Raw genomic sequence first — 19,460 nt, 5'->3', positions numbered from 1 at the left:
GCGGGCTCACCCGTCCAGCACGGACTCCGCGACCCGGGATCCAGCGTCGGTCGCCGGCTGCCGGACCCTGGGGTCCGACGCCGGTCCGCCCGGACGCCGGGTCCTGACACCGGTCCGCCGGGCTTCGGGTCCGGTCCGTCGAGCCCCGGAATCGGCATCGGTCCGCCGGGGCCCGGAGTCGGGGCCCGGCGGACCGGGGACGAGCGGTCAGGCGAGAGACGTCAGGCGAAGGACGTCAGGTGAAGGACCAGGTGAAGATGTGCATCTGGCCCTCGCCCACCGGTGAGAAGCTCAGGGACTTGAGCGTCTTCCCCGGGGTCAGAGCGATGGGCTGGGAGGCGTACACATTGGCGCTGATGGGCTGGAGCAGCCAGGATCCCCAGAACTGCCGATAGGGGGCGGTGGCCACGATCTCGTTGCCGTACTGGGGGGTGTCGTTGCCGAAGTCCAGGATCCAGTCGCTGAAGCCCAGCCGGGCCGTGCTCGTGGTCCCGTCGGTGTAGGTGAGCGTCACGGTGGTCTGGGGGTTGCCCTGGGTTCCGGCGCCGAGGAAGGAGAGCTTGCTCGCTCCGGCCGGGGCCGTCGCGTCGAGGGGGGTGGAGCCGACGCGGATGTTGTCCCAGTCGCCCTTCTTGGTGTCGGGCCAGGTGAAGCGGAAGTCCTTCCAGGTCACCGGCTCGCCGGGGCGCAGGCCCGCCTCGGCGAGCGCCTGGGCGGAGTAGCTGAAGCCGGGGCCGTCGAGGTTGGACTCGCCGGGCGAGGCGACGTCGCCGATGCCGGCGTTGTTGCGGTGCCACTCGGGGGTGCCGCGGGCGGCGACGTTGAGCCGGACGCCGGCGGTCGTGTCGCCCACCGTGATCGGCACGGTGCGGAAGCCGGGCGCAGTGTCCTTCTGCACCGAGATCTTGAGCTTCACCTGCGCCTTCCCCGACGCCGTCACGGACAGCGTGCCGCTGGACGGCGTCACCGTGACGCCCGCGGGGGGCTGGGCCCGCCAGGTGAGGGTCGCCGCCCGGCTCAGGGAGCGGACGACCAGGTCCGTCTCGAAGGCGCCGCCCGGCTCCACCGGGCCGCTGCCGCGGGTCAGGCCCGCCAGGTACGGCTTCGAGCCCTGGTCGAAGGAGGGCGGGACGTCACGCGGGTCGCTCCCGAACCCCCGGTTCGGGGTGGAGCCGAGCGTGAAGTCGAGTTGCCCGCCGGCCGTGGCGAACGACTCCGGCAGCCACGCCCGGCTCGTCGCCGTGCCGTTGACCTTCAGCCCGCGGATGTACGGGGAGGCGGCGCCGGGCGCGTTGACGACGATGTCGCCCGCGGGCCGGTCGATGACCACGCGGTCGAACAGCGGCGTGCTGACCAGCAGTTCGGCGCGGCCGGGGATGGCGGGGTACAGGCCGATCGCCGACCAGACGTACCAGGCGCCCATGGTGCCCAGGTCGTCGTTGCCGACCAGTCCGTCGGGCCCGGGGCCGAACAGCTCCTTCTGCACGCGGCGTACCAGTTCCTGCGTCTTGTACGCCTGCCCGGTCCACGCGTACAGCCACGGCGCGGGCATCGCGGGCTCGTTGCCCATGTAGGCGTAGGGCCGTGCCGGACCGGCGTTGAGCTCGGTGAAGTACTCGTCCAGGCGGGCGGCGGCCTTGTCGCGTCCGCCCATCGCCGTGAACAGCCCCTGCACGTTCTGCGGCACGAGCCACTGGTATTGGGCGCCGTTGCCCTCCATGTAGACGTCGGGGTCGCCCGGGTCGAACGGCGACTTGAACGAGCCCTCGCCCATGCGGGGCTGGATCCAGTCGTTGCCGGCGTTGAAGAGGTTCTGCCACGCCTGCGCCCGCCCCATGAACTCGGCGGTCGTGGCCCGGTCGCCGAGGCGGGCGGCGAGCTGGGCGATGCCGAAGTCGGCTATGCCGTACTCGAGGGTGGAGGAGGGGTCGTTCGGGACGTAGCCCTGCTTCATGAAGGCGGCGTTGCCGGGGCGTTCGTCGTAGCCGAGCTGCGGGTGGCCGATGTCCATGGGGCCGACCCGGCGTGCGGCATCCGCCATGGCCCGGAGTGCGGCGGTGTACTCGAAGTCGCGGGCGCCGAAGGCGTACACGGTGGAGAGGATCACGTGGAACGGGTCGCCGACCATGACGCCGGTGACCGCGGTCTGGTGGGACCAGCGGTCCCAGACGTTGCCGAGGGACTGGGCGTTGGCGTACATCGACTGGGCGATGTCGGAGGCCGCGTCGGGCGCGAGGAGTGCCAGGAGCTGCACCTCGCTGCGGTAGATGTCCCAGCCGGAGAAGGTCGCGTACTGGTGGTGGCCGGGGCGGACCGTGTGGGTCTTGCCGTCCGGGCCGGTGTAGGAGCCGTCCACGTCGTCGAAGACGTACGGCTGGAGGAGGGTGTGGTAGAGGTTGCTGTAGAACGTCCGGCGCTGGTCCTTGGTGCCGCCGCCGACGGCCACCTTGCGCAGGCGGTCGTTCCAGACGGCGCCGGCCGCCTGCTTCACCTGGTCGAGGCTCTTGCCGCCGATCTCCGCCGTCAGGTTCCGCTTGGCGCCGTCGATGCTGACGTACGACAGGCCGACCCGCATCTGGACCGGCTGGGACGGGTCGAACTGCAGGTAGGCTCCCGACCCGGGCCCGTTGACCGTGACGTCGCCCGGCTCCACCAGGTCGCCCCTGACCCTGGCCTCACCGGCGTTGTCCACCGTGGCCGCGCCGGGGCGGACCTCGTCGTCCTTCCAGGTGCCGTGGCCGGTGACCGGGCGGTCGAACTCGGCGTGGAAGTACACCTTGTAGCGCATCGGCGGGCCGCAGAAGCCACCGGTCTGGACCCATCCCTCGACCGTGTTCCCGCTGATCCTGGTCTCGCCGTCGTCCACGCCGTTGACCGAGCCGCTGGTGTTCAGCAAGATCGTCCCGGGTTTGCCCTGCGGGAACGCGAAGCGGGCCACGCCGGCCCGCGCGGACACCGAGATCTCCGTCTTGATCCCGGTGTCCAGGACGCTGCTGTAGAAGCCGGGGGAGGCCGTCTCGTTCTCGTGTTTGAAGGTCTGGACGTAGTCCTCGCCGTGGGTGGCGGGGGAGCGGCCGACCGGCCCGGAGAAGGGCAGCACCGGGAAGTCCTGAGCGCCCGTGCAGCCCGGCCCCGAGATGTGCGTCATCGAGAATCCGCGTAGCCGGTCGTCCTCCCACCGGTAGCCGCCGCCCGCGTTGGCCACCGTGTCGGGGCTCCACTGCAGCATGCCGAACGGCAGCACGGCGCCGGGGAACGTCATGCCCCCGCCTCCGCCGTGGCCGAAGTCGGCCGCCGCCTCCTTGGTTCCGTGGAAGACGTTGACCAGGGAGGCGGGGTCGCGTTCGAGCGCCGTGTCCGTGGCGGTCACGGCCGGGCCGGGTGATATCAGGGTGGTCGCGACGAGGGCGGCGACCACGGGTAGGGACCATTGAGACAAGGCAGTCCTCCAGGGATGAGACCGCTATCACCGCACCTCGGGCCGCCGGTCGGGGTCAACGGGCAGAAGGGGCGGTCACAACCTGCCGTCCGGGGTAGGGGTGGACGGGCACGGGAACCGGTTGCCACATTCGCAGGTACCTGCGTGTCGAGCCGGTGTGAGGAAAGCAGCGATGACTGTCGTGCCCGCGGTTCCCGTCGAAAGCGCCGAAAGCGTCGAAAGCCCAGCAGAGCCCGCCGCCGATCCCCGTGATCCCACGGTCAGGCTCGACCTGCTCCTCGATCCGGACTCGGCCGTGCCGCTCGGCGGCGCGGACGGGAGCGGCGTGACGGCCGTACACGGGCTGGTCGGCGGGGCTCCCGTCGTCGCCTACTGCACCGACGCCCGCGTGATGGGCGGTGCGCTGGGCGCGGCCGGGGCCATGCGCGTCGTGGAGGCCATCGAGGCCGCCGTACGCCGGGGCCGCCCGGTGATCGGCCTGTGGCACTCCGGGGGCGCCCGGCTGGCCGACGGCGTGGAGTCCATGGACGGCGTGGGCCGCATGTTCGCCGCGATGACCCGGGCCTCGGGCGTGGTGCCGCAGATCTCGGTCATCCTCGGACCCGCGGCGGGCGCGGCGGCGTACGGGCCCGCGCTCACCGACCTGGTCGTCATGGCGCCCGCCGGACGGGTCTTCGTGACCGGCCCCGAGATCGTCCGCAGCGTCACCGGCGAGGTCATCGACATGGAGGGGCTCGGCGGTCCCGACGCGCACGCCCGCAGGTCAGGCGTGACCCACGTGGTGGCCGCCGACGAGCGGGACGCGATCCGCCGCGCCCGCCTGCTGACCGGCTTCTTCACCTGCCGGGGGGCGTTCGACCTGGCCGCGCTGCGTGAACCCCATGAGACCCGCGAGCTCCGTGATCTGCGTGCGCTGCTGCCCGAGTCACCGCGCCGCGCCTATGACGTGCGCCCGCTGGTGCGCGGCCTGCTGGACGCCGACGGCGGCTTCGAGGAGCTGCAGCCCCGGTGGGCGGCCAACATCCTGGTCGGTCTCGGCCGGCTCGGCGGCCGGCCGGTCGGCGTGCTGGCCAACAACCCCCGCCACAAGGGCGGCTGCCTCGACGCGCTGTCGGCGGAGAAGGCCGCCAGGTTCGTCCGCATGTGCGATGCCCACGGGGTGCCGCTCGTCGTGCTGGTGGACGTGCCCGGCTACCTGCCGGGCGTCGGCCAGGAGTGGGACGGGGTGGTACGCCGCGGCGCCAAGCTGCTGCACGCCTTCGCCGAGTCCGTCGTGCCGCGGGTCACGCTGATCACCCGGAAGGCGTACGGCGGGGCGTACATCGCGATGAACTCCCGCTCGCTCGGCGCGACCACCACGTTCGCCTGGCCCGGCGCCGAGGTCGCGGTCATGGGCGCGGAGTCGGCCGTCGGCGTGCTGCACCGCAAGGCCCTCGCGGCCGTCCCCGAGGAGGAGCGCGAGGGGCTGCGCGCCCGGCTGGCCGAGGAGCACCGCCGGGTCGCGGGCGGCGTGGAGCGGGCCGTGGCCATCGGCGTCGTGGACGAAGTGATCGCTCCCGAGACCACCCGCCTGCGGATCGCCGAGGCCCTCGCCCGTGCCCCGCACACCCGTGGCCATCACTCCAACATCCCCTTGTGAGGAAACAGGAGGCACATCATGTCCCAGTTCACAGCCGTACTGGTGGGCGGGCCCGCCCACCTGCCCGCCGAGCGGCGGATCCAGAGCGTGGGCTCCCCGGACGAGACGCTCAAGCTCCCCCACGGCGCGGGGTACGAGCACTTCCGGCACCGTGGCGAGTCCACCGAGATCGGCGGTGAACCGGCCCTGGTCTTCGCCTGGGTCATGCGCACGGCCGTCGCGGAGTGACTCACAGGCGCTCACCGACCAGCCGGGCCGGCAGATCGGCGCGGCGGGACACGCTGAGCTTGCGGTAGACCCGTGTCAGGTGCTGTTCCACGGTACTGACCGTGATGTGCAATTTGGCAGAGATATCCCGGTTCGAGTAGCCGTCGGCGGCCAGCGCGGCCACCCGCCGCTCCGCGTCGCTGAGGATCGGCTGCACACCCGGCGCCTCGCCGTCGTGGTCGCCCGGGGACAGCGCCTGACTCAACCCGTCCGCGTGACACTCCTGCGCCAGCGCCCTCGCCCGCCGCGCCAGCATCCCGCCGCGCCGGTACTCGCCGCTGGCGTGGTACGCCTCCACGAGGTCGAACAGGGCCCTGGCCAGCTCGTACCTGTCGCCGCCCGCCTGGAGCAGGTCGGCTGAGCGGCGCAGCAGGTTCACCCGGTGCCTGGCCTCCCCGGTGGCGGCCAGCACCCGCATCGCCATGCCGTGCACCCGTTTGGAGCGTCCATGGCAGCGGTGCATCTCCTCCTCGGCCAGGCGCCGCGCCTCGTCGAGGTCTCCGAGGCGGACCAGGCACTCGGCCGCGTCCACCCGCCAGGGGAGGAACTCCGGGCCGTCCAGACCCCACCGGGCCGTCAGCTCACCGCACAGCCGCAGGTCCCTCAGCGCCTGCTCGGCCTGCCCCGCCATGAGCGTGAAGCGGGCCTTGCCGTACAGGTAGAGCAGGCCGAAGCGGGTCTCCAGCATGGCCTCCGGCACGGGCTGGGTGGCGTGCGGCAGGCACGCGTCGTGGTGGGACATCGCCGCGCCGGCCCACAGCAGCGTGCCCAGCGGGGCGCCGACGGCCACGCCCCAGCTGGCCGGAGGGATGATCTCCAGGGCGCGGCGGGCGTCGTGCGCGGCCGCGGCCAGGTCGCCGCGGCGCAGCCCGATCTCGGCGCGGATGGCCGACAGCCGGGCCTGCCTGCTGGGCGCCCGGCGGCGTACGGCCTCGTCGATGAAGGCGTCGCACCACGGCGCGGCCCGGTCGGCGCGTCCCACGTACGTGAGGGTCAGCAGCGCGCTCTCGACCGTGTCCATGGACATCTCGTCCAGCTGCGAGCCGCCCAGGACGCGTTCGGCGGTCGCCGCGGTCCCCGTGTTCGGGCCCTCCCTCAGGGCCTTCACCAGCATGTTCGCCGACTCGATGCGGCGGGACGCGGTGAGCGAGTGCGCGGCGCAGGCGTTCTCGCGGGCGTTCGGCTCGGGCAGGTGGGACAGGAACGACGGGGAGGCGCCGCGGAACCAGGCGCGGGCGACGGTCAGCTCCGTCATGCCCTCCCGGTCCAGCTCGTCCAGGTCCCCGAGGTGGTCCAGGACGTCCTTGGCGTCGGCCACGTGGCCGTGCCACAGCAGCGCCTTGGCGAGCACCACGGCGTCGCCGCCGCCCAGATGGCCCTTGTGCAGGGCCTCGGTCAGCTCGGCCAGCTGCCCGGCCGGGGTGCTGGGGTTGATGCGCCACTTGGCGCGCACGAGCTTGGTGGCGATCCTGGCGCGCCACCGTTCGTCGGCACAGCCCTGCCAGGCCAGTTTCAGGTACTCGATGGCCGGTTCCACGCGGCCGTCGCGCAGCGCGTGGCCCGCGGCCTCCTCCAGCACCGACACGTTCCACGGCTCGTCGGCGTGGCCGGCCAGCAGCAGGTGGCCGGCCACCACCGCCACCGCCGCGCCGTCGTGGTAGGTCAGCTCGGCGGCGCGGCGGTGCAGGCCGGCGCGGTCGGCGGAGTCGATCGCGGCCAGCACCGCCGACCGGGCGGCGTCGTGCCGGAAACCGCTCTCGGCCAGCAGCCCGGCGCGGGTCAGCGTCCGGACCGCCTGGGCGGTGTCGGCCTCGCTCTCGCCCAGCAGGCGGGCGGCCGGACCGGGCTCGCCCAGGACGGCCAGCGCGCGGGCCACCCGCAGCAGGTCCGGATCGGCGCCGTGCAGGCAGGTCAGCACGGCCTCGCCGTACCGCTCGCCGGGGGCGCCCGTCTCCCGGAAGTCATCGGCGAGCGCGTCCACCAGGAGACGGTTGCCGCCGCTCAGCTCGTGGCAGCGCGCCGCGTGGAGTTCGGCCGTCTCCCGGCCCGCCCGTTCGGCCACCCGTTCGGCCACCTCCCCCGGCGACAGATGGGCGAGCGTGACCTGGCGGCAGTGGGGCAGGCGCAGCAGGTCGGCGTGGAGCGGGAACGGCCGGCGCGAGTCCCGGCCGGCGCCGCCGAAGACCAGCATGACCTTGGCGTACTTCACCCGGCGGGCCAGGTAGGACAGGCAGAGCTGGGAGCCGCGGTCGGCGTGGTGGGCGTCGTCCACCACGATCAGCAGCGGGCAGCGCTCCGACAGCTCCAGCAGGACCGTGCAGAGCGCGTCCACGATCTGCACGTCCATGTGGCCGAGGGTCTCGCCCGTGAGCTGGGCGCGGGCGCCCTCCTGCAGGAGGCTCAGCGTGGTCGCGCGGTGCTCCTCCGGCATCGGCGTGTTGTGCACGAGCTGCGACAGCACGCCGAGGGGCAGGTCCCGTTCCGTCCGCGAGCCGGTCGCGGTGAGCGGGAGGGCGCCGTGGTCGAACGCGTGCTCGGTGAGGCCGTCCAGCAACCGGCTCTTGCCGGTGGCGATCGGGCCCGTGACCATCGCGATGCGGCCCTGCCCCGACACCGCCTCGTTCAGGAGGTCCCGCAGGAGGGCCATCCCCTGTACCTGGTCGTGCTCGGCCATGAAGGCCCTCCTTGACGGTGGTGCTGGTATGGCGGGGTTGGCGGGTCGTGTGCCGGCGGGGTGCGCGGGCCGGACCGGCGGACGCGTCCGGGGCGGGGCGGTCTCCTCCTCGCGCCGGTGGCCGCCGGCCGGCCGTGCGCCCGTCAGCCCGCGGTGGCGAGGGGCCGGGGGAGGGGGCGGCGGGACGGCTCGGGGCACTCCACCGGACGGCCCCGCAGCGCCGCGCGGACGGCCGAGAAGGCGGAGGCGGCCACGTCGGCGTGCATGCCCGCGCCCCAGGACGTGCCCCCGTCCACCGCGCACTCCGCGTAGATCACGACCTCGCCGGGGGAGCGGCCGCCGGGCGGCCTCCCCGGGTGCGCGTCGTGCAGCGGCGGCTCGGTGGTGTGGACCGCGAGGACCCGGATCCCCCAGGGGGCGAGCACCGAGGCCAGGTCCTCGGTGGCGGCCGCGCCCGGCCCGGCCGGCACCGCGCCCCCGTCGATGTGGAGCGTGACCTCGACCGGTTCCCGGCTCAGCGGCAGCGGGCGGAAGGGGTCGCCGTGGTAGAGGTGCGCCTCGCGGAACAGCGCGCCGATGCGCTCCGGCGACAGCTCGCCGCCGTCGGCGTCGGCCTGCGCCTGCACGCGGGCGGCCAGGTCCGCCTGGAGGCCGCGCGGCAGGTTGAGCCCGTGCCAGGCGCTCATCACGTACGCCACGCCGCCCTTGCCGGACTGGCTGTTGACCCGGACCACCGCCTCGTAGGTGCGGCCCACGTCCCTGGGGTCGACCGGCAGGTACGGCATCTCCCACGGCAGCTCGTCCACCGGCGTCCCGGTCGTGGCGGAGCGCCGTTCGCGCTCGTCGAAGCCCTTCTTGATGGCGTCCTGGTGGGAACCGGAGAACGCCGTGTAGACCAGGTCGCCGCCGTAGGGGTGGCGCGGGTGGACCGGGAGCTGGTTGCACAGCTCGACGGTGCGGCGCACGGCGTTGATGTCGGAGAAGTCGATGCCCGGGTCGACGCCCTGGACGTACATGTTCATGCCCAGGGTCACCAGGCAGACGTTGCCCGCGCGCTCGCCGTTGCCGAACAGGCAGCCCTCGATCCGCTCGGCCCCCGCGAGCAGCGCCAGCTCGGCGGAGGCCACGCCGGTGCCGCGGTCGTTGTGCGGGTGGATCGACAGGCAGACGTGCGCGCGGCGGGACAGGTTGCGGTCGAGCCACTCGATCTGGTCGGCGAAGACGTTCGGCAGGGAGCGCTCGACGGTCGTGGGGAAGTTCAGGATGATGTCGCGGCCCGCCTCCGGCTGCCAGACGTCCATGACGGCCTCGCAGACCTCCAGCGAGAAGTCGAGCTCGGTCTCGTTGAACAGCTCGGGGGAGTACTGGTAGCCGAGGTCGCAGTCGCCGAGCACGCGTTCGGCGTGGTCCATCATGACCTGCGTGGCGCGCACGGCCAGGTCGCGGCAGTCGTCCCGGCCGATGCCGAAGACCAGCCGGCGGAACAGCGGGGACGTGGCGTTGTAGATGTGGACCAGCGCGCGCGGGGCGCCCCTGAGCGCGTCGACGGTGTCCCTGATCAGCTCCTCGCGGGCCTGCGTCAGCACGGTGATGCGGACGTCGTCGGGGATGCGGTCCTCCTCGATGAGCAGGCGCAGGAAGTCGCGGTCGTCCTGGCTGGCGACGGGGAAGCCGACCTCGATCTCCTTGTATCCCATGCGCACGAGCAGCTCGAACATCACCAGCTTGCGCTCGGGGGACATCGGGCGGGCCAGCGACTGGTTGCCGTCGCGCAGGTCGGTGGACAGCCAGCGGGGGGCCTCATGGATGCGCCTGCCGGGCCATGTGCGGTCCGTCAGGTCGATAGGCCGGAATTCTCGGTAGCGTTCGGCACCCAGCATCCTCGGATTTCCTTTCCCTGGATCGGATGAGTCGCGGCGGTCCGCGGGGTTACCGTTGTCGCGGCGTTCTTCACGAGCGCGGCGCACGGGGGGAGAAACGGAACGCTCGCCTCTCCTCCGCGAATCCGCTCCGGTCCTTTGGGGATCTTGACTGGGTGTGCCGAAGTTATAGGGGGTCGCGGACCGCGACAAGGCAGGGGGTCAGGAGTTCGTCCCCGGTGTCGGGAGGAGCACTCCAGGGGTATCGAAAGGCGCATCCCCCCTGCTGCTTTCGGATCACGCCACTTATCGCGGCCCTGACGGCGGTCAACACTCCAGTCATGGCGGCTATCGATCTCACGCTCCGGACCGTTCCGGCTCTTCCCCGCACCTTCGCCCGCACCCTCGCCCTCTGCCTCGCCGAGGCCCGCCCGCTCGTCCTGGCGGTCTCGCTCCTGCGCTTCCTGTCCGGCGTCGCCCTGGCCGTGCCGGTGGCCGCGGCGCCCGATCCGCTGACGGTCCTGAGGGGGGCGGCCGCCTGGGTGCTGTCCGTTTTCGCCGTCTACCTGTTCAACGGCGTCACCGACGTCACCGAGGACCGGATCAACGGCTCCGGCAGGCCGATCGCCCGCGGCGCCCTGGACCGGCGGGCCGCCGCCGCCGTCGGCGCCGTGGGCGCCGGCCTGGCGATGTCGGCCACCGTGGGGCTTCCGGCGCCGATGGCCTGGATCGTCGGGGGCAACCTGGTGCTGGGCTACCTCTACTCGGGACCGCCGCTGCGGCTCAAGGGCAGCGCGGCCGGGACGGTGGCCGTGCTGTGCCTGTCAGGGCTGCTGTCGTACCTGGGCGGGTTCGTCGTGGCGACGGCCGGCGGTACGGACGTCCCGGTGCCGCCGGACCTGGCGGTCTTCGCCGCGGCGGCGATCGGGTGGATGGTGCTGGTCGGCGTGCCCGCGAAGGACCTCTCCGACATCGAGGGCGACGCCGCCGCCGGACGGCGCACGTTCGGCGTGCTCGTCGGAGAGCGCGGGGCGCGGCTGGCGATGACGGCGGCCTCGCTGACCCTGTGCGCCGCGCTCGGCGCGGCCGTCTGGCGGCTCGGGCTGCCCCTGCTGGGCGTCCTGGCGGCCATGGCCGCGGGGAGCGCCGGCGTCGTCGCCGCGGCCCGCCGGCGGCGGGCGGAGAGGGGACGCAGATCGCTGCGCCGGCCGTACGGTGTTTTTATGGGAACGCAATATGCCGTTCATCTGGCCGCTGTTGTGTGTGCCATGTGAATGCACCTTTGAATGGCGTGTGAAGGGCCGGCGGGCGGCCCCGGCCGCGGCGGCTTCGCCGGTCGTCACCGCGACGGTCCCGAACCGCCTTGCGGCGCCGTCGCCCCGGCGGGCCCTGCGTGCTGCGCCGGAAGGCGGGTGGACGGCCGCGCCGTCCCGGACCGTCTCCTCCGGCGGGTGGCACGGGGGTGCGGGAGGCCCGGCCTCACGGGATCGGCGGCGCGCCACAGACGCGCCGCCGACGGCCGCTCCGGCGCGGTGGGCGGTGGAAGACGGGATTCCTCCTGGCCATCTGACCCATATGAACGGAAATGTTGCCTTATTGTCGGAGGCAAGGGATAGTTGGGGAGCGCTCCATCGTTAGTCCCGCAGCGGAGGGGGGATATTGGCGGTGCACGGGCAGTCGGACGATCCGGCGAAATTAGTTGAAGCGTGTCGCAATGAAATACTCGCCGAGTTCGAGTCGGCCCTGCAGGCCGCCGGGAGCATGGTCTTCACGGATACGCAGGCCCGTGACCAGGCCCTCTCGACCGCCCGATACGTCCTGGACGACGTGGTGGCCACGCTACGCGCCGGTAAGGTGCAGATAAGCGAACTGTACAAATTCCACGCCTGGGAAGTCGGAAACGCGAGGGCGGTCGCCGGCGTTCATCCGAAAGCCTCACTTGAGGCGGGCTCACTTTTTTTCCGCGTGGCGTTACGCCATCTGGTCAGGGGAATCGCCGCGGAGACGGACTACGGCACGACCGCGGAGCTGGTCACGCTGGCGGTCGCCGGCCTGGAGGAGAGCCTGTCCCGGCGGGTGCGCGAGTCCGCCGACAGCTACCACGGCTTCCTGCTCGACCTGGTGCGCGAGGCGCAGGAGGAGGAGCGCCGCCGTATCGCCCGTGAGCTGCACGACCGCATCGGCCACGGCCTCAGCGTGGCCCACCAGCAACTGGCGCTGTCGGAGGCGTACCGCGCGTCCGACGCGGCCCGCGCCTCCGCCAAGACCGGCATGGTGCAGCAGGCCATCCAGGAGACCATGGAGAACCTGCGGCAGCTCACCTCCGAGCTGCACCCGCAGACGCCGGTCAAGAGCCTGGAGAAGTCGCTGATCGGCTTCCTGGAGGAGATGGAGGACGACGAGGTCTCCATTGTGCTCGACCTCAGCGGCGACGAGTCGTGGGCCGAGCCGCGGGTGCGCGACGAGGCGTTCCTCATCGTGCGCGAGGCCCTGCGCAACGCCCTCGCCCACGGGAACCCGCCCATGGTCCTGGTGCGCGTGAACATCGCCCCCCACGAGCTTTCGGCATCGGTGCGGGACAACGGCCGCGGCTTCGATCCGGGGGCCGTGCGCGGCCACGGGGTCGGCATGACGTCCATGCGCGAACGCGCCGAGCTGCTCGGCGGGCAGGTCGTCATCACCAGCGATCCGGGGCAGGGCTGCCTCGTCGAGCTGTTCGTCCCGCTGAAAAGACGGTCCCGTGGTCGCAGAGACGTCTAGCGACGCCATCTCCGTGGTGCTGGTCGACGACCACGCGCTGTTCCGTGAGGGGCTGCGCGAGATCCTCGAGTGCGACGGCGGCATCCGCATCGTCGGCGAGGCCGGCGACTCCGAGACGGCCGTGGCCGTGGTCGCGAGGACCCGCCCCGACGTGGTGCTGCTCGACGTCGAGATCCCCGGCGACGAGGTCACCGAGACGGTCGCCAACATCAGGAGGCTGTCGCCCGACAGCCGGATCATCATCCTCAGCATGTACGACGGCTCGCAGCTCCTCATCCGGCTGCTGTCCGCGGGCATCCGCGGCTACCTGCTCAAGAGCGTGCACCGGCACGAGCTGATCGCGGCGGTGCACAGCGTGCACGAGGACGCCTCCAGGGTCGTGCTGGCCGTCTCGCGTCACAGTCTGGCCAGGGTGGAGTCGCCGAGTGCCGGGACGTTGTCGCAGAAGGAGCTGGAGGTGCTGCAGCTGGCGGCGCAGGCGCTGAGCAACGTGCAGATCGCGCGGCGGCTCGGGCTGGCCGAGGCCACCGTGAAGCGGCACCTGCGCAACATCTTCGTCAAGCTCAACGCGGTCTCGCGGATCGACGCGGTGAACAAGGCCCTGGCCATGTCCCTGATCTCGCCCCCGTCCAGGAGCGAGGTGGACTGATCCCGGCCGGAGACCGCTCACAGTGGCGGTGACTCCGGCGGGACGCAGTGGGGGGCGGGGAACAGGTCGTCCAGCCTGGCGAGGGTCTCGGGAGGCAGCTCGACCGAGGCGGCGGCCAGGTTCATCTCCAGGTGCACCGGGTCGCGGGTGCTCGGCACGGGGATGACGTGCTCGCCCCGCGAGAACAGCCAGCTCAGCGCGACCCGTCCGGCCCCCAGGTCGAGCTGGGCCGCCGCCGACTCGAGCTCCTGGAGCCGGGAGCAGCTGCTGTGGCGGTGGTCGGGGTGGAAGCGGGGGTCGGCGTGCCGCCAGTCGTCCGGCTCGAACCTGGCCTGCGGCCGGACCCGGCCGGTGAGGAAGCCGCGGCCGAGCGGCCGGGCGGCGATCACGGCGATGCCCAGCTCGCGGGCGGCGGCCAGCAGCCCGGGGGAGGGCGGCGGCCCCCACAGGGAGTACTCGACGCCGATCGCGCTGACCGGATGGACGGCGTGCGCGCGGCGCACCTGCTCGGTCGTGCCGCCGGACAGCCCCAAACGACGGATCTTGCCCGCGCGCACCAGCTCGGCCAGCCCCGCCACGCTCTCCTCCAGGGGTACCCGGGTGTCCTGGCAGTGGAGATGGAACAGGTCGACGCAATCGGTGCGCAGGCGCCTGAGCGAGGCGTGCAGGGAACGCTCCAGCTCGCGCGGACGGCCGTCGAACACGACCGGGCCGCCGGGCCCGGCCACGCGAGCCCCGCCGCGGGTGCACACCACCACCTCGCCGGACCGTCCGGCGAGCACCCGCCCGATCAGGCTCTCCACCTGCCCGTCCGCGTAGAAGTCCGCCGTGTCGAGCAGTGTCACCCCGGCGTCGAGCGCCCTGCGCACCAGCCGCTCGGCATCGTGGGGCTCGACCGGCCCGTACGCGCCGCTCAGGGCGAGTGTGCCGAGCCCGACGGCGGAGACGACCGGGCCCGCAGGACCCAACCTGGTGTGACGCACGAAATCCCCTTCGCGGAACGGAAATTCTTCTCGACAGGGTAAGTCAAGAGTGGAAACTTTGTTTGTCGACCGACATGACTTTAAGCCGGTGCGCAGATGCAACAATGACACATTAGGGGGCGGAAGGCATACGGGAGGGCAGGTCGAGGGGTGGGCGGGTGCGCCGGACCCCTAGTCGAACCCCTGTTTTCCGGGCCGTCCCCACTGATACTCCGTGCAGCCCTTTTCGGGAAATGCCGTGCCTGGTTACTGTGCGACGGAGGGCGGACGAGAGGAGGCGCGGGGTGATCGAAGAGATTCTTCCCGACACCGTCGTGTCCTTCCATGCCTTCACCGACCCGCCCGGCGTCGTGCTCTTCCCCGAAGAGGCCGATCTGGTCCGGAACGCCGTGGAGAAACGGCGCAGGGAGTTCACCACCGCCCGCCACTGCGTGCACCGCGCCATGGAACTCCTGGGCGTGCCCCCCGTCCCCGTGCTGTCCGGCGCCTACGGCGAGCCCGTCTGGCCCCCCGGCGTGGTCGGCAGCATCACCCACTGCGCCGGCTACCGCGCCGCCGCGGTCGGCGCGGCGCCCGCCGCCATCGGCATCGACGCCGAGCCCGACGGGCCGCTGCCGCCCGGGGTGCTGGAGGCCGTCTCGCTTCCCCAGGAGCGCCGGATGCTGCGCCGGCTGGCCGCCGACCATCCGGGCCCGAGCTGGGACCGCATCCTGTTCAGCGCCAAGGAGTCGGTCTACAAGGCGTGGTATCCGCTGGCCTGGCGCTGGCTGGACTTCCAGGACGCGGTGATCGTCCTGGATCCGCTGCGGGGCACGTTCGAGGCCCGGCTGCTGGTGGCCGGGCTGCGCTGGCAGGGGAGACCGCTGAGCGGGTTCGCGGGGCGCTGGACGTCCGGCAACGGGCTGGTGCTCACGGCGATCGTCATGACCGCCGCCCGGGCCGGGGGATCCGCGGAAGGCGCGGCGGCATGACCGGGCCCGGGGCCCGCGCGGCACGGGCCTGACATGGAGTACCGCGAGCTGGCCGTGACGGGCGCGTACGCGTTCGTCCCCGAGGTCCTCCCCGACGCCCGGGGCGGCTCCGTCTCCCCGTACCGGGAGAGCGTGTTCACCGCGGCGGTGGGGCGGCTGTTCCCCGTGGCGGAGGTCGGCAGGAGCGTGTCCCGGCGCGGCGTGGTCCGCGGCGTGCACTACACGCTGACGCCGCCCGGCACCGCCAGGTACGTCCACTGCGCCGCGGGACGGGCCCTGGACGTCGCCGTGGACCTGCGGGCGGGCTCGCCCACGTTCGGGCGGTGGGAGGCGGTCGAGCTGAGCGGCGACGGTGGGGAGGCGGTCTACCTGCCGCCCGGGGTCGGGCACGCGTTCACCGCGCTGGAGGACGGCACGGTGATGTGCCACCTCCTGTCGAGGGAGCACCGCGGGGAGCACGAGCTCGCGCTGTCGTACTTCGACCGCGAACTGGGGCTGCCCCTGCCGGTCGAGTCCCCGCTGGTGTCGGAGCGCGACCGGCGGGCACCCACCCTGGCCGAGGCGGCGGCCCGCGGCCTGCTGCCCCGCTACTGAGCCGGCGGCACGCGGCCTCCACGGTCTCCACGGCGTTCACGGCGCCTGCGGGTCCGGTCGCGTATCCCGAAAGGACGGCTCCGGAAAGGACGGCTCCGGCCATGAGTGGGAACGGCCGCGTACTCGGAAAGGACGGTCCCGGCCATGAGCGGAACGGCCGTGGGTGAAACGCGGCCTTCCCCGGCGTGAAGCCCCTAGGGGAGACGGCGCGCTTGAGGGGACGGATAGGGGATGACGCCTGATATCCGCCCTCCCTACCGTGGGCGGTGGGTGACAGTGCTTATGAACCGAAAGACTTTGATATGACGGGGCATTGTCTTTTCATCTTGCATTCCGACCGCGGTGATGTGATTCCCGTTCCGGCCGTGGTCGCCGAATCGACGCGACGGGCGGTGTGATGGAGATCTCCGCTTTCGAGTTCCGCGTGCTCGGCCCGGTCAAGGTGGTCAGGGACGGCGTCGAGCTGTTCATGAACGCCAGCCGGGAGCAGGTCATCCTGGCCTGCCTGCTGCTCAACGCCAACCGGGTGATGAGCGTGGAACGGCTGATCGAGGCCGTGTGGGCCGGGTCCGCGCCGCCGAGCGCGTGGCGGCAGGTGGCCATCTGCGTGTCGCGGCTGCGCCGTACGCTGGGGGCCGGGGTCATCAAGACCTCCAGCCCCGGCTACCTGCTGCGGGCCGAGCCCGACAGCATCGACTGGCTGAGGTTCACCTCCATGGTCGACAGGTCGCGCGCCCTGGTCAGTCTGGGCTCGGCCGAGGAGGCCGTCCTGCTGCTGCGGGAGGCGCTGGCGCTGTGGCGGGGCAGGCCGTTCGGGGACATCCGGGGGCTTCGGTACGACGTGGCGTGGATGGAGGAGTCGCGGCTGGAGGCGCTGGAGACCCGCCTGGAGCTGGAGATCGAGCTGGGACGCCACCACCAGGTGATCCCCGAGCTCGTGGCGCTGGTGGCCGAGTCGCCGTTCCGTGAGCGGGTGCGGGCACAGCTCATGCTGGCCCAGTACCGCGCGGGACGGCGGGCCGAGGCGCTGCGCACGTACCAGGAGACGCGCCGCTACCTGCTGGAGCAGATCGGTCTCGAACCGGGGCCGGTGCTGCGGCGGCTGCACGAGCAGATCCTCAGGGACGAGTCCGCGCTGATGCGGCCCCGTGCCCGCGCCGTCCCCCCGCCCGTCGCGACGATGCCTCCCTGCCAGCTGCCGCCGCAGGTCCTGCCGTTCGTGGGGCGGGAGAAGGAACTGGCCGCGCTGGACGCCTCCCTGCTCGGGGGCGCCGCGCCGGCCACCGTGGTCATCAGCGGCCGCGGCGACGTGGGGAAGACCACGCTGGCGGTGCGCTGGGCCCACGCCCGGCTGGACGCCTTCCCCGACGGGCAGCTCTACGCCGACCTGGCCGGCGCCGGCCCGGACGCCGTGCTCGACCGGTTCCTGCGCGCGCTGGGCGTTCCCGCCCAGGACCTCCCCTGCGACCCCGACGAGAAGCTCGCGCTCTACCGGAGCTTCACGGCCCGGCGGAGGGTGCTGGTGGTGCTGGACAACGCCCGTGACAGCGACCAGGTGCTCGCCCTGCTGCCGGGCGGCGCGCACTGCCGCGTGCTCGTCACCGCCGGGGACCCCCTGGACGACCTGGTGGCCCGGCAGGGCGCGCACCGCGTGTTCCTGCGGCCGCTGCCCGAGGACGCGGCGCGGGAGCTCGTCGGCCTGCTGGCCGGGCCCACGTCCGCGCAGGAGGTGCGCGAGCTCGTGGCCACCTCCCGCGGGAACCCCCTCTCGCTGCGGCTGGCGGTCGCCCGCCTCCGCTCCCGTGACGTGACCCCGGCTCAGGAGGGCCGGGTGGGGAGGGCGGGACAGCCCGCCGCGTGACCTCCCCGGCGGCGCCCCGCCCCGGCTCCGCCCTCCGCCCTCGGGTGATGCCCTCCCTCGGTGACGCGTTCCTCCGGTGACGCGTCCCCCGGCGGCGCCTTCCCTCAGCGGCGCCTCGCGAGGACGGTCGCGAGGACCGCCTCCAGGGCGCCGGGGGAGGGGGCGTCGTCGCGGACGCGCCAGGCCACGTGGCCGTCGGGGCGGACGAGGACCGCGCCGCACGGGCCGAGCCCGTACTCCTTCGCCCAGGTGGGAGAGGTGAGGGCGGCGGCCCCGCCCGTCTCGGCGATCTCCACCGCCCGCACCGGGAGGCCGTCCGCCGCCCGGAGCCAGCCGCTGCCCGCCGGCGTCAGCAGGGTGAAGCGCGGACCGAGGAGGTCGAGCGTGGAGATCCGGCCGTCCTCGCCGGTCAGCCACACGTGCGGGGCGCGGTGGCCGGGGCGGGCCGTGGGGACGTGGTCGCGGTAGGGGTCCTCCACCGCGGGGGGCGGCGTGCCGTCGGGGACGACGGCGGACGAGTCGTAGTGGTGGCCCAGGACCAGGCCCTCCGAGCTGCGCCGGTCCGCCTGCCGCCGGAGGGCCTCGTCCATGGGCAGCAGGCCCCCCATCATCTGCCGGGTGATCAGGGCGTTGGTCAGGCTCTCGTCCACCGTGCGGGCGGCGATCGGGCGGCGTTCGGCCTCGTACGTGTCCAGCAGCCCCTCGCCCGCCTCCCCGCGTAGGACGGCGGCCAGCTTCCAGGCCAGGTTGTGCGCGTCCTGGATGCCGCAGTTCATGCCGAAACCGCCCTGCGGGGTGGCGACGTGGGCGGCGTCGCCGGCCAGGAAGACCGGGCCCGCGCGGAAGGCGGTGGCGACGCGTGCCTGCTGCAGCCACGGCATGACGCCCAGGAGCGTGACCGGCAGATCGGGCACCCCCACGGCGGCCCGTACGGCGCGCAGGCACACCTCCTCGGTGAAGTCCTCGGGGCTGCCGCCCCTCTCCGGGTCGTACCCCGTCTGCACCATCCAGCGCAGCCCGTGGTCCACGGCCTCCACGGCGCACGGCGGGTCGGTCAGGAAGGACAGCGCGGCCCGGCGGTCGGCGGGCAGGAAGCCCAGGTCGGCCTCGAACATGATGCTGATCATGTGGCCCAGCGGGGGCGGTCCCTCGGTGGAGATGCCCAGCGACTCGCGGACCCCGCTGCGGCTGCCGTCCGCGGCCACCAGGTAGCGGCACCGCACCAGCGTTGGCTCGGGGCCCTCGACCAGCGCCTCCACGCCGGAGTCCGTCACGGTCATGCGGGTCATGGCGGCGCCGAAGCGCACTTCGGCCGGCGTCGCCGACGAAACCGACGACGCCGGCGCCCTGGCCAGCCGGCGCAGGACGACCTCCAGCACGTCCTGCGCGCACAGGTAGGTGTAGGTGGGGCTCTGCGGGGTGTCGCGCTCCAGCTCGGCCGCGGCGCGGACGAAGTCGCCGGCCGCCAGCGAGCTGCCCACGCCCACCGCGAGGTACTCCTCGCGCGGCATCCCCACGCTCTCCACCTCGTCCTGGATCCCCCACGCGCGGAAGAGTTCCATGGTCCTGGTGGTGATGAGCCGCGCCTTCGGGAAAACCGACGTTCCGGAGTGGCGTTCCACCAGCAGGGTCGATATTCCGTGGCGGGACAGCTCAATGGCGGCGCAGAGTCCCACCGGGCCGCCGCCGACCACCAGGACTTCGATGTCGAGCTCTTTCATGCCGCCCAGCGTTATGCAGCGGAATTGCCGGGTCAATGCGGAG

Annotated in this window: 13 protein-coding genes; 8 read left to right on the top strand and 5 right to left on the bottom strand. The window is 72.9% G+C overall.

The window, feature by feature from the left end:
- Positions 1-235: 235 nt before the first annotated feature.
- Positions 236-3,439 (bottom strand): GH92 family glycosyl hydrolase, encoded by a 3,204-nt coding sequence (locus AB0D67_RS29355; RefSeq protein ID WP_362942992.1) that lies wholly within the window; start codon positions 3,437-3,439, stop codon positions 236-238.
- A gap of 172 nt (positions 3,440-3,611) precedes the next feature.
- On the opposite strand from AB0D67_RS29355, the gene AB0D67_RS29350 reads away from it, so the two are divergent.
- Complete coding sequence (locus tag AB0D67_RS29350) at positions 3,612-5,078, top strand: carboxyl transferase domain-containing protein (protein ID WP_362942989.1); 1,467 nt, start codon at positions 3,612-3,614, stop codon at positions 5,076-5,078.
- A gap of 18 nt (positions 5,079-5,096) precedes the next feature.
- On the top strand, positions 5,097-5,306 hold the full coding sequence (locus AB0D67_RS29345; RefSeq protein ID WP_362942986.1) for a DUF5988 family protein: 210 nt from the start codon (positions 5,097-5,099) through the stop codon (positions 5,304-5,306).
- 1 nt (position 5,307) lies between these two features.
- Here AB0D67_RS29345 and AB0D67_RS29340 read toward each other — a convergent pair whose 3' ends face one another.
- Positions 5,308-8,019, bottom strand: coding sequence for an AAA family ATPase (locus AB0D67_RS29340; protein ID WP_362942983.1), 2,712 nt, complete (start codon positions 8,017-8,019; stop codon positions 5,308-5,310).
- A 143-nt stretch (positions 8,020-8,162) separates the two neighbouring features.
- Positions 8,163-9,899: a 2-isopropylmalate synthase gene (locus AB0D67_RS29335; RefSeq protein WP_362942980.1), complete on the bottom strand. Its 1,737-nt coding sequence runs from the start codon at positions 9,897-9,899 to the stop codon at positions 8,163-8,165.
- Between the two features lie 320 nt (positions 9,900-10,219).
- On the opposite strand from AB0D67_RS29335, the gene AB0D67_RS29330 reads away from it, so the two are divergent.
- The 3 genes from AB0D67_RS29330 (at position 10,220) to AB0D67_RS29320 (ending at position 13,287) form a co-directional block, all read left to right on the top strand.
- A complete protein-coding gene (locus tag AB0D67_RS29330; protein ID WP_362942977.1) occupies positions 10,220-11,152 on the top strand; it encodes a UbiA family prenyltransferase in 933 nt (310 codons plus the stop codon).
- A 691-nt stretch (positions 11,153-11,843) separates the two neighbouring features.
- Positions 11,844-12,638, top strand: a complete 795-nt coding sequence (locus AB0D67_RS29325; RefSeq protein WP_362942974.1) for an ATP-binding protein — start codon at positions 11,844-11,846, stop codon at positions 12,636-12,638.
- Positions 12,619-13,287, top strand: coding sequence for a response regulator transcription factor (locus tag AB0D67_RS29320; protein ID WP_362942972.1), 669 nt, complete (start codon positions 12,619-12,621; stop codon positions 13,285-13,287). Before AB0D67_RS29325 ends, AB0D67_RS29320 begins: the two co-directional genes overlap by 20 nt.
- A gap of 17 nt (positions 13,288-13,304) precedes the next feature.
- Here the strand turns inward: AB0D67_RS29320 and AB0D67_RS29315 are convergent, their stop codons facing one another.
- Complete coding sequence (locus AB0D67_RS29315) at positions 13,305-14,270, bottom strand: aldo/keto reductase (RefSeq protein WP_362942969.1); 966 nt, start codon at positions 14,268-14,270, stop codon at positions 13,305-13,307.
- A gap of 284 nt (positions 14,271-14,554) precedes the next feature.
- Between AB0D67_RS29315 and AB0D67_RS29310 the strand changes: the two genes are divergently transcribed.
- From AB0D67_RS29310 to AB0D67_RS29300, 3 genes are all read left to right on the top strand, one after another.
- The gene (locus AB0D67_RS29310; protein ID WP_362942966.1) at positions 14,555-15,241 is read left to right on the top strand and encodes a 4'-phosphopantetheinyl transferase superfamily protein; all 687 of its coding nucleotides are present in this window, start codon (positions 14,555-14,557) and stop codon (positions 15,239-15,241) included.
- A 33-nt stretch (positions 15,242-15,274) separates the two neighbouring features.
- Positions 15,275-15,835, top strand: a complete 561-nt coding sequence (locus tag AB0D67_RS29305) for a dTDP-4-dehydrorhamnose 3,5-epimerase family protein (RefSeq protein ID WP_362942963.1) — start codon at positions 15,275-15,277, stop codon at positions 15,833-15,835.
- 397 nt (positions 15,836-16,232) lie between these two features.
- A complete protein-coding gene (locus tag AB0D67_RS29300; protein WP_362942960.1) occupies positions 16,233-17,696 on the top strand; it encodes a BTAD domain-containing putative transcriptional regulator in 1,464 nt (487 codons plus the stop codon).
- A 104-nt stretch (positions 17,697-17,800) separates the two neighbouring features.
- Here the strand turns inward: AB0D67_RS29300 and AB0D67_RS29295 are convergent, their stop codons facing one another.
- Positions 17,801-19,417, bottom strand: coding sequence for an FAD-dependent monooxygenase (locus AB0D67_RS29295; protein ID WP_362942957.1), 1,617 nt, complete (start codon positions 19,415-19,417; stop codon positions 17,801-17,803).
- Positions 19,418-19,460: the final 43 nt, after the last annotated feature.

Source organism: Streptosporangium sp. NPDC048047, from assembly GCF_040653115.1.
Taxonomy (GTDB): domain Bacteria; phylum Actinomycetota; class Actinomycetes; order Streptosporangiales; family Streptosporangiaceae; genus Streptosporangium.
The sequence above is the reverse complement of the archived record's forward strand: the minus strand, read 5'-3'. Positions and strand labels throughout refer to the sequence as shown.

What these genes read in the sequence shown, in the direction of transcription:
- AB0D67_RS29350 (WP_362942989.1), top strand. Translation starts at nt 3,612, where the DNA reads ATGACTGTCGTGCCCGCGGTTCCCGTCGAAAGCGCCGAAAGCGTCGAA.
- AB0D67_RS29345 (WP_362942986.1), top strand. Translation starts at nt 5,097, where the DNA reads ATGTCCCAGTTCACAGCCGTACTGGTGGGCGGGCCCGCCCACCTGCCC.
- AB0D67_RS29335 (WP_362942980.1), bottom strand. Translation starts at nt 9,899, where the DNA reads ATGCTGGGTGCCGAACGCTACCGAGAATTCCGGCCTATCGACCTGACG.
- AB0D67_RS29295 (WP_362942957.1), bottom strand. Translation starts at nt 19,417, where the DNA reads ATGAAAGAGCTCGACATCGAAGTCCTGGTGGTCGGCGGCGGCCCGGTG.
- AB0D67_RS29340 (WP_362942983.1), bottom strand. Translation starts at nt 8,019, where the DNA reads ATGGCCGAGCACGACCAGGTACAGGGGATGGCCCTCCTGCGGGACCTC.
- AB0D67_RS29330 (WP_362942977.1), top strand. Translation starts at nt 10,220, where the DNA reads ATGGCGGCTATCGATCTCACGCTCCGGACCGTTCCGGCTCTTCCCCGC.
- AB0D67_RS29305 (WP_362942963.1), top strand. Translation starts at nt 15,275, where the DNA reads ATGGAGTACCGCGAGCTGGCCGTGACGGGCGCGTACGCGTTCGTCCCC.
- AB0D67_RS29300 (WP_362942960.1), top strand. Translation starts at nt 16,233, where the DNA reads ATGGAGATCTCCGCTTTCGAGTTCCGCGTGCTCGGCCCGGTCAAGGTG.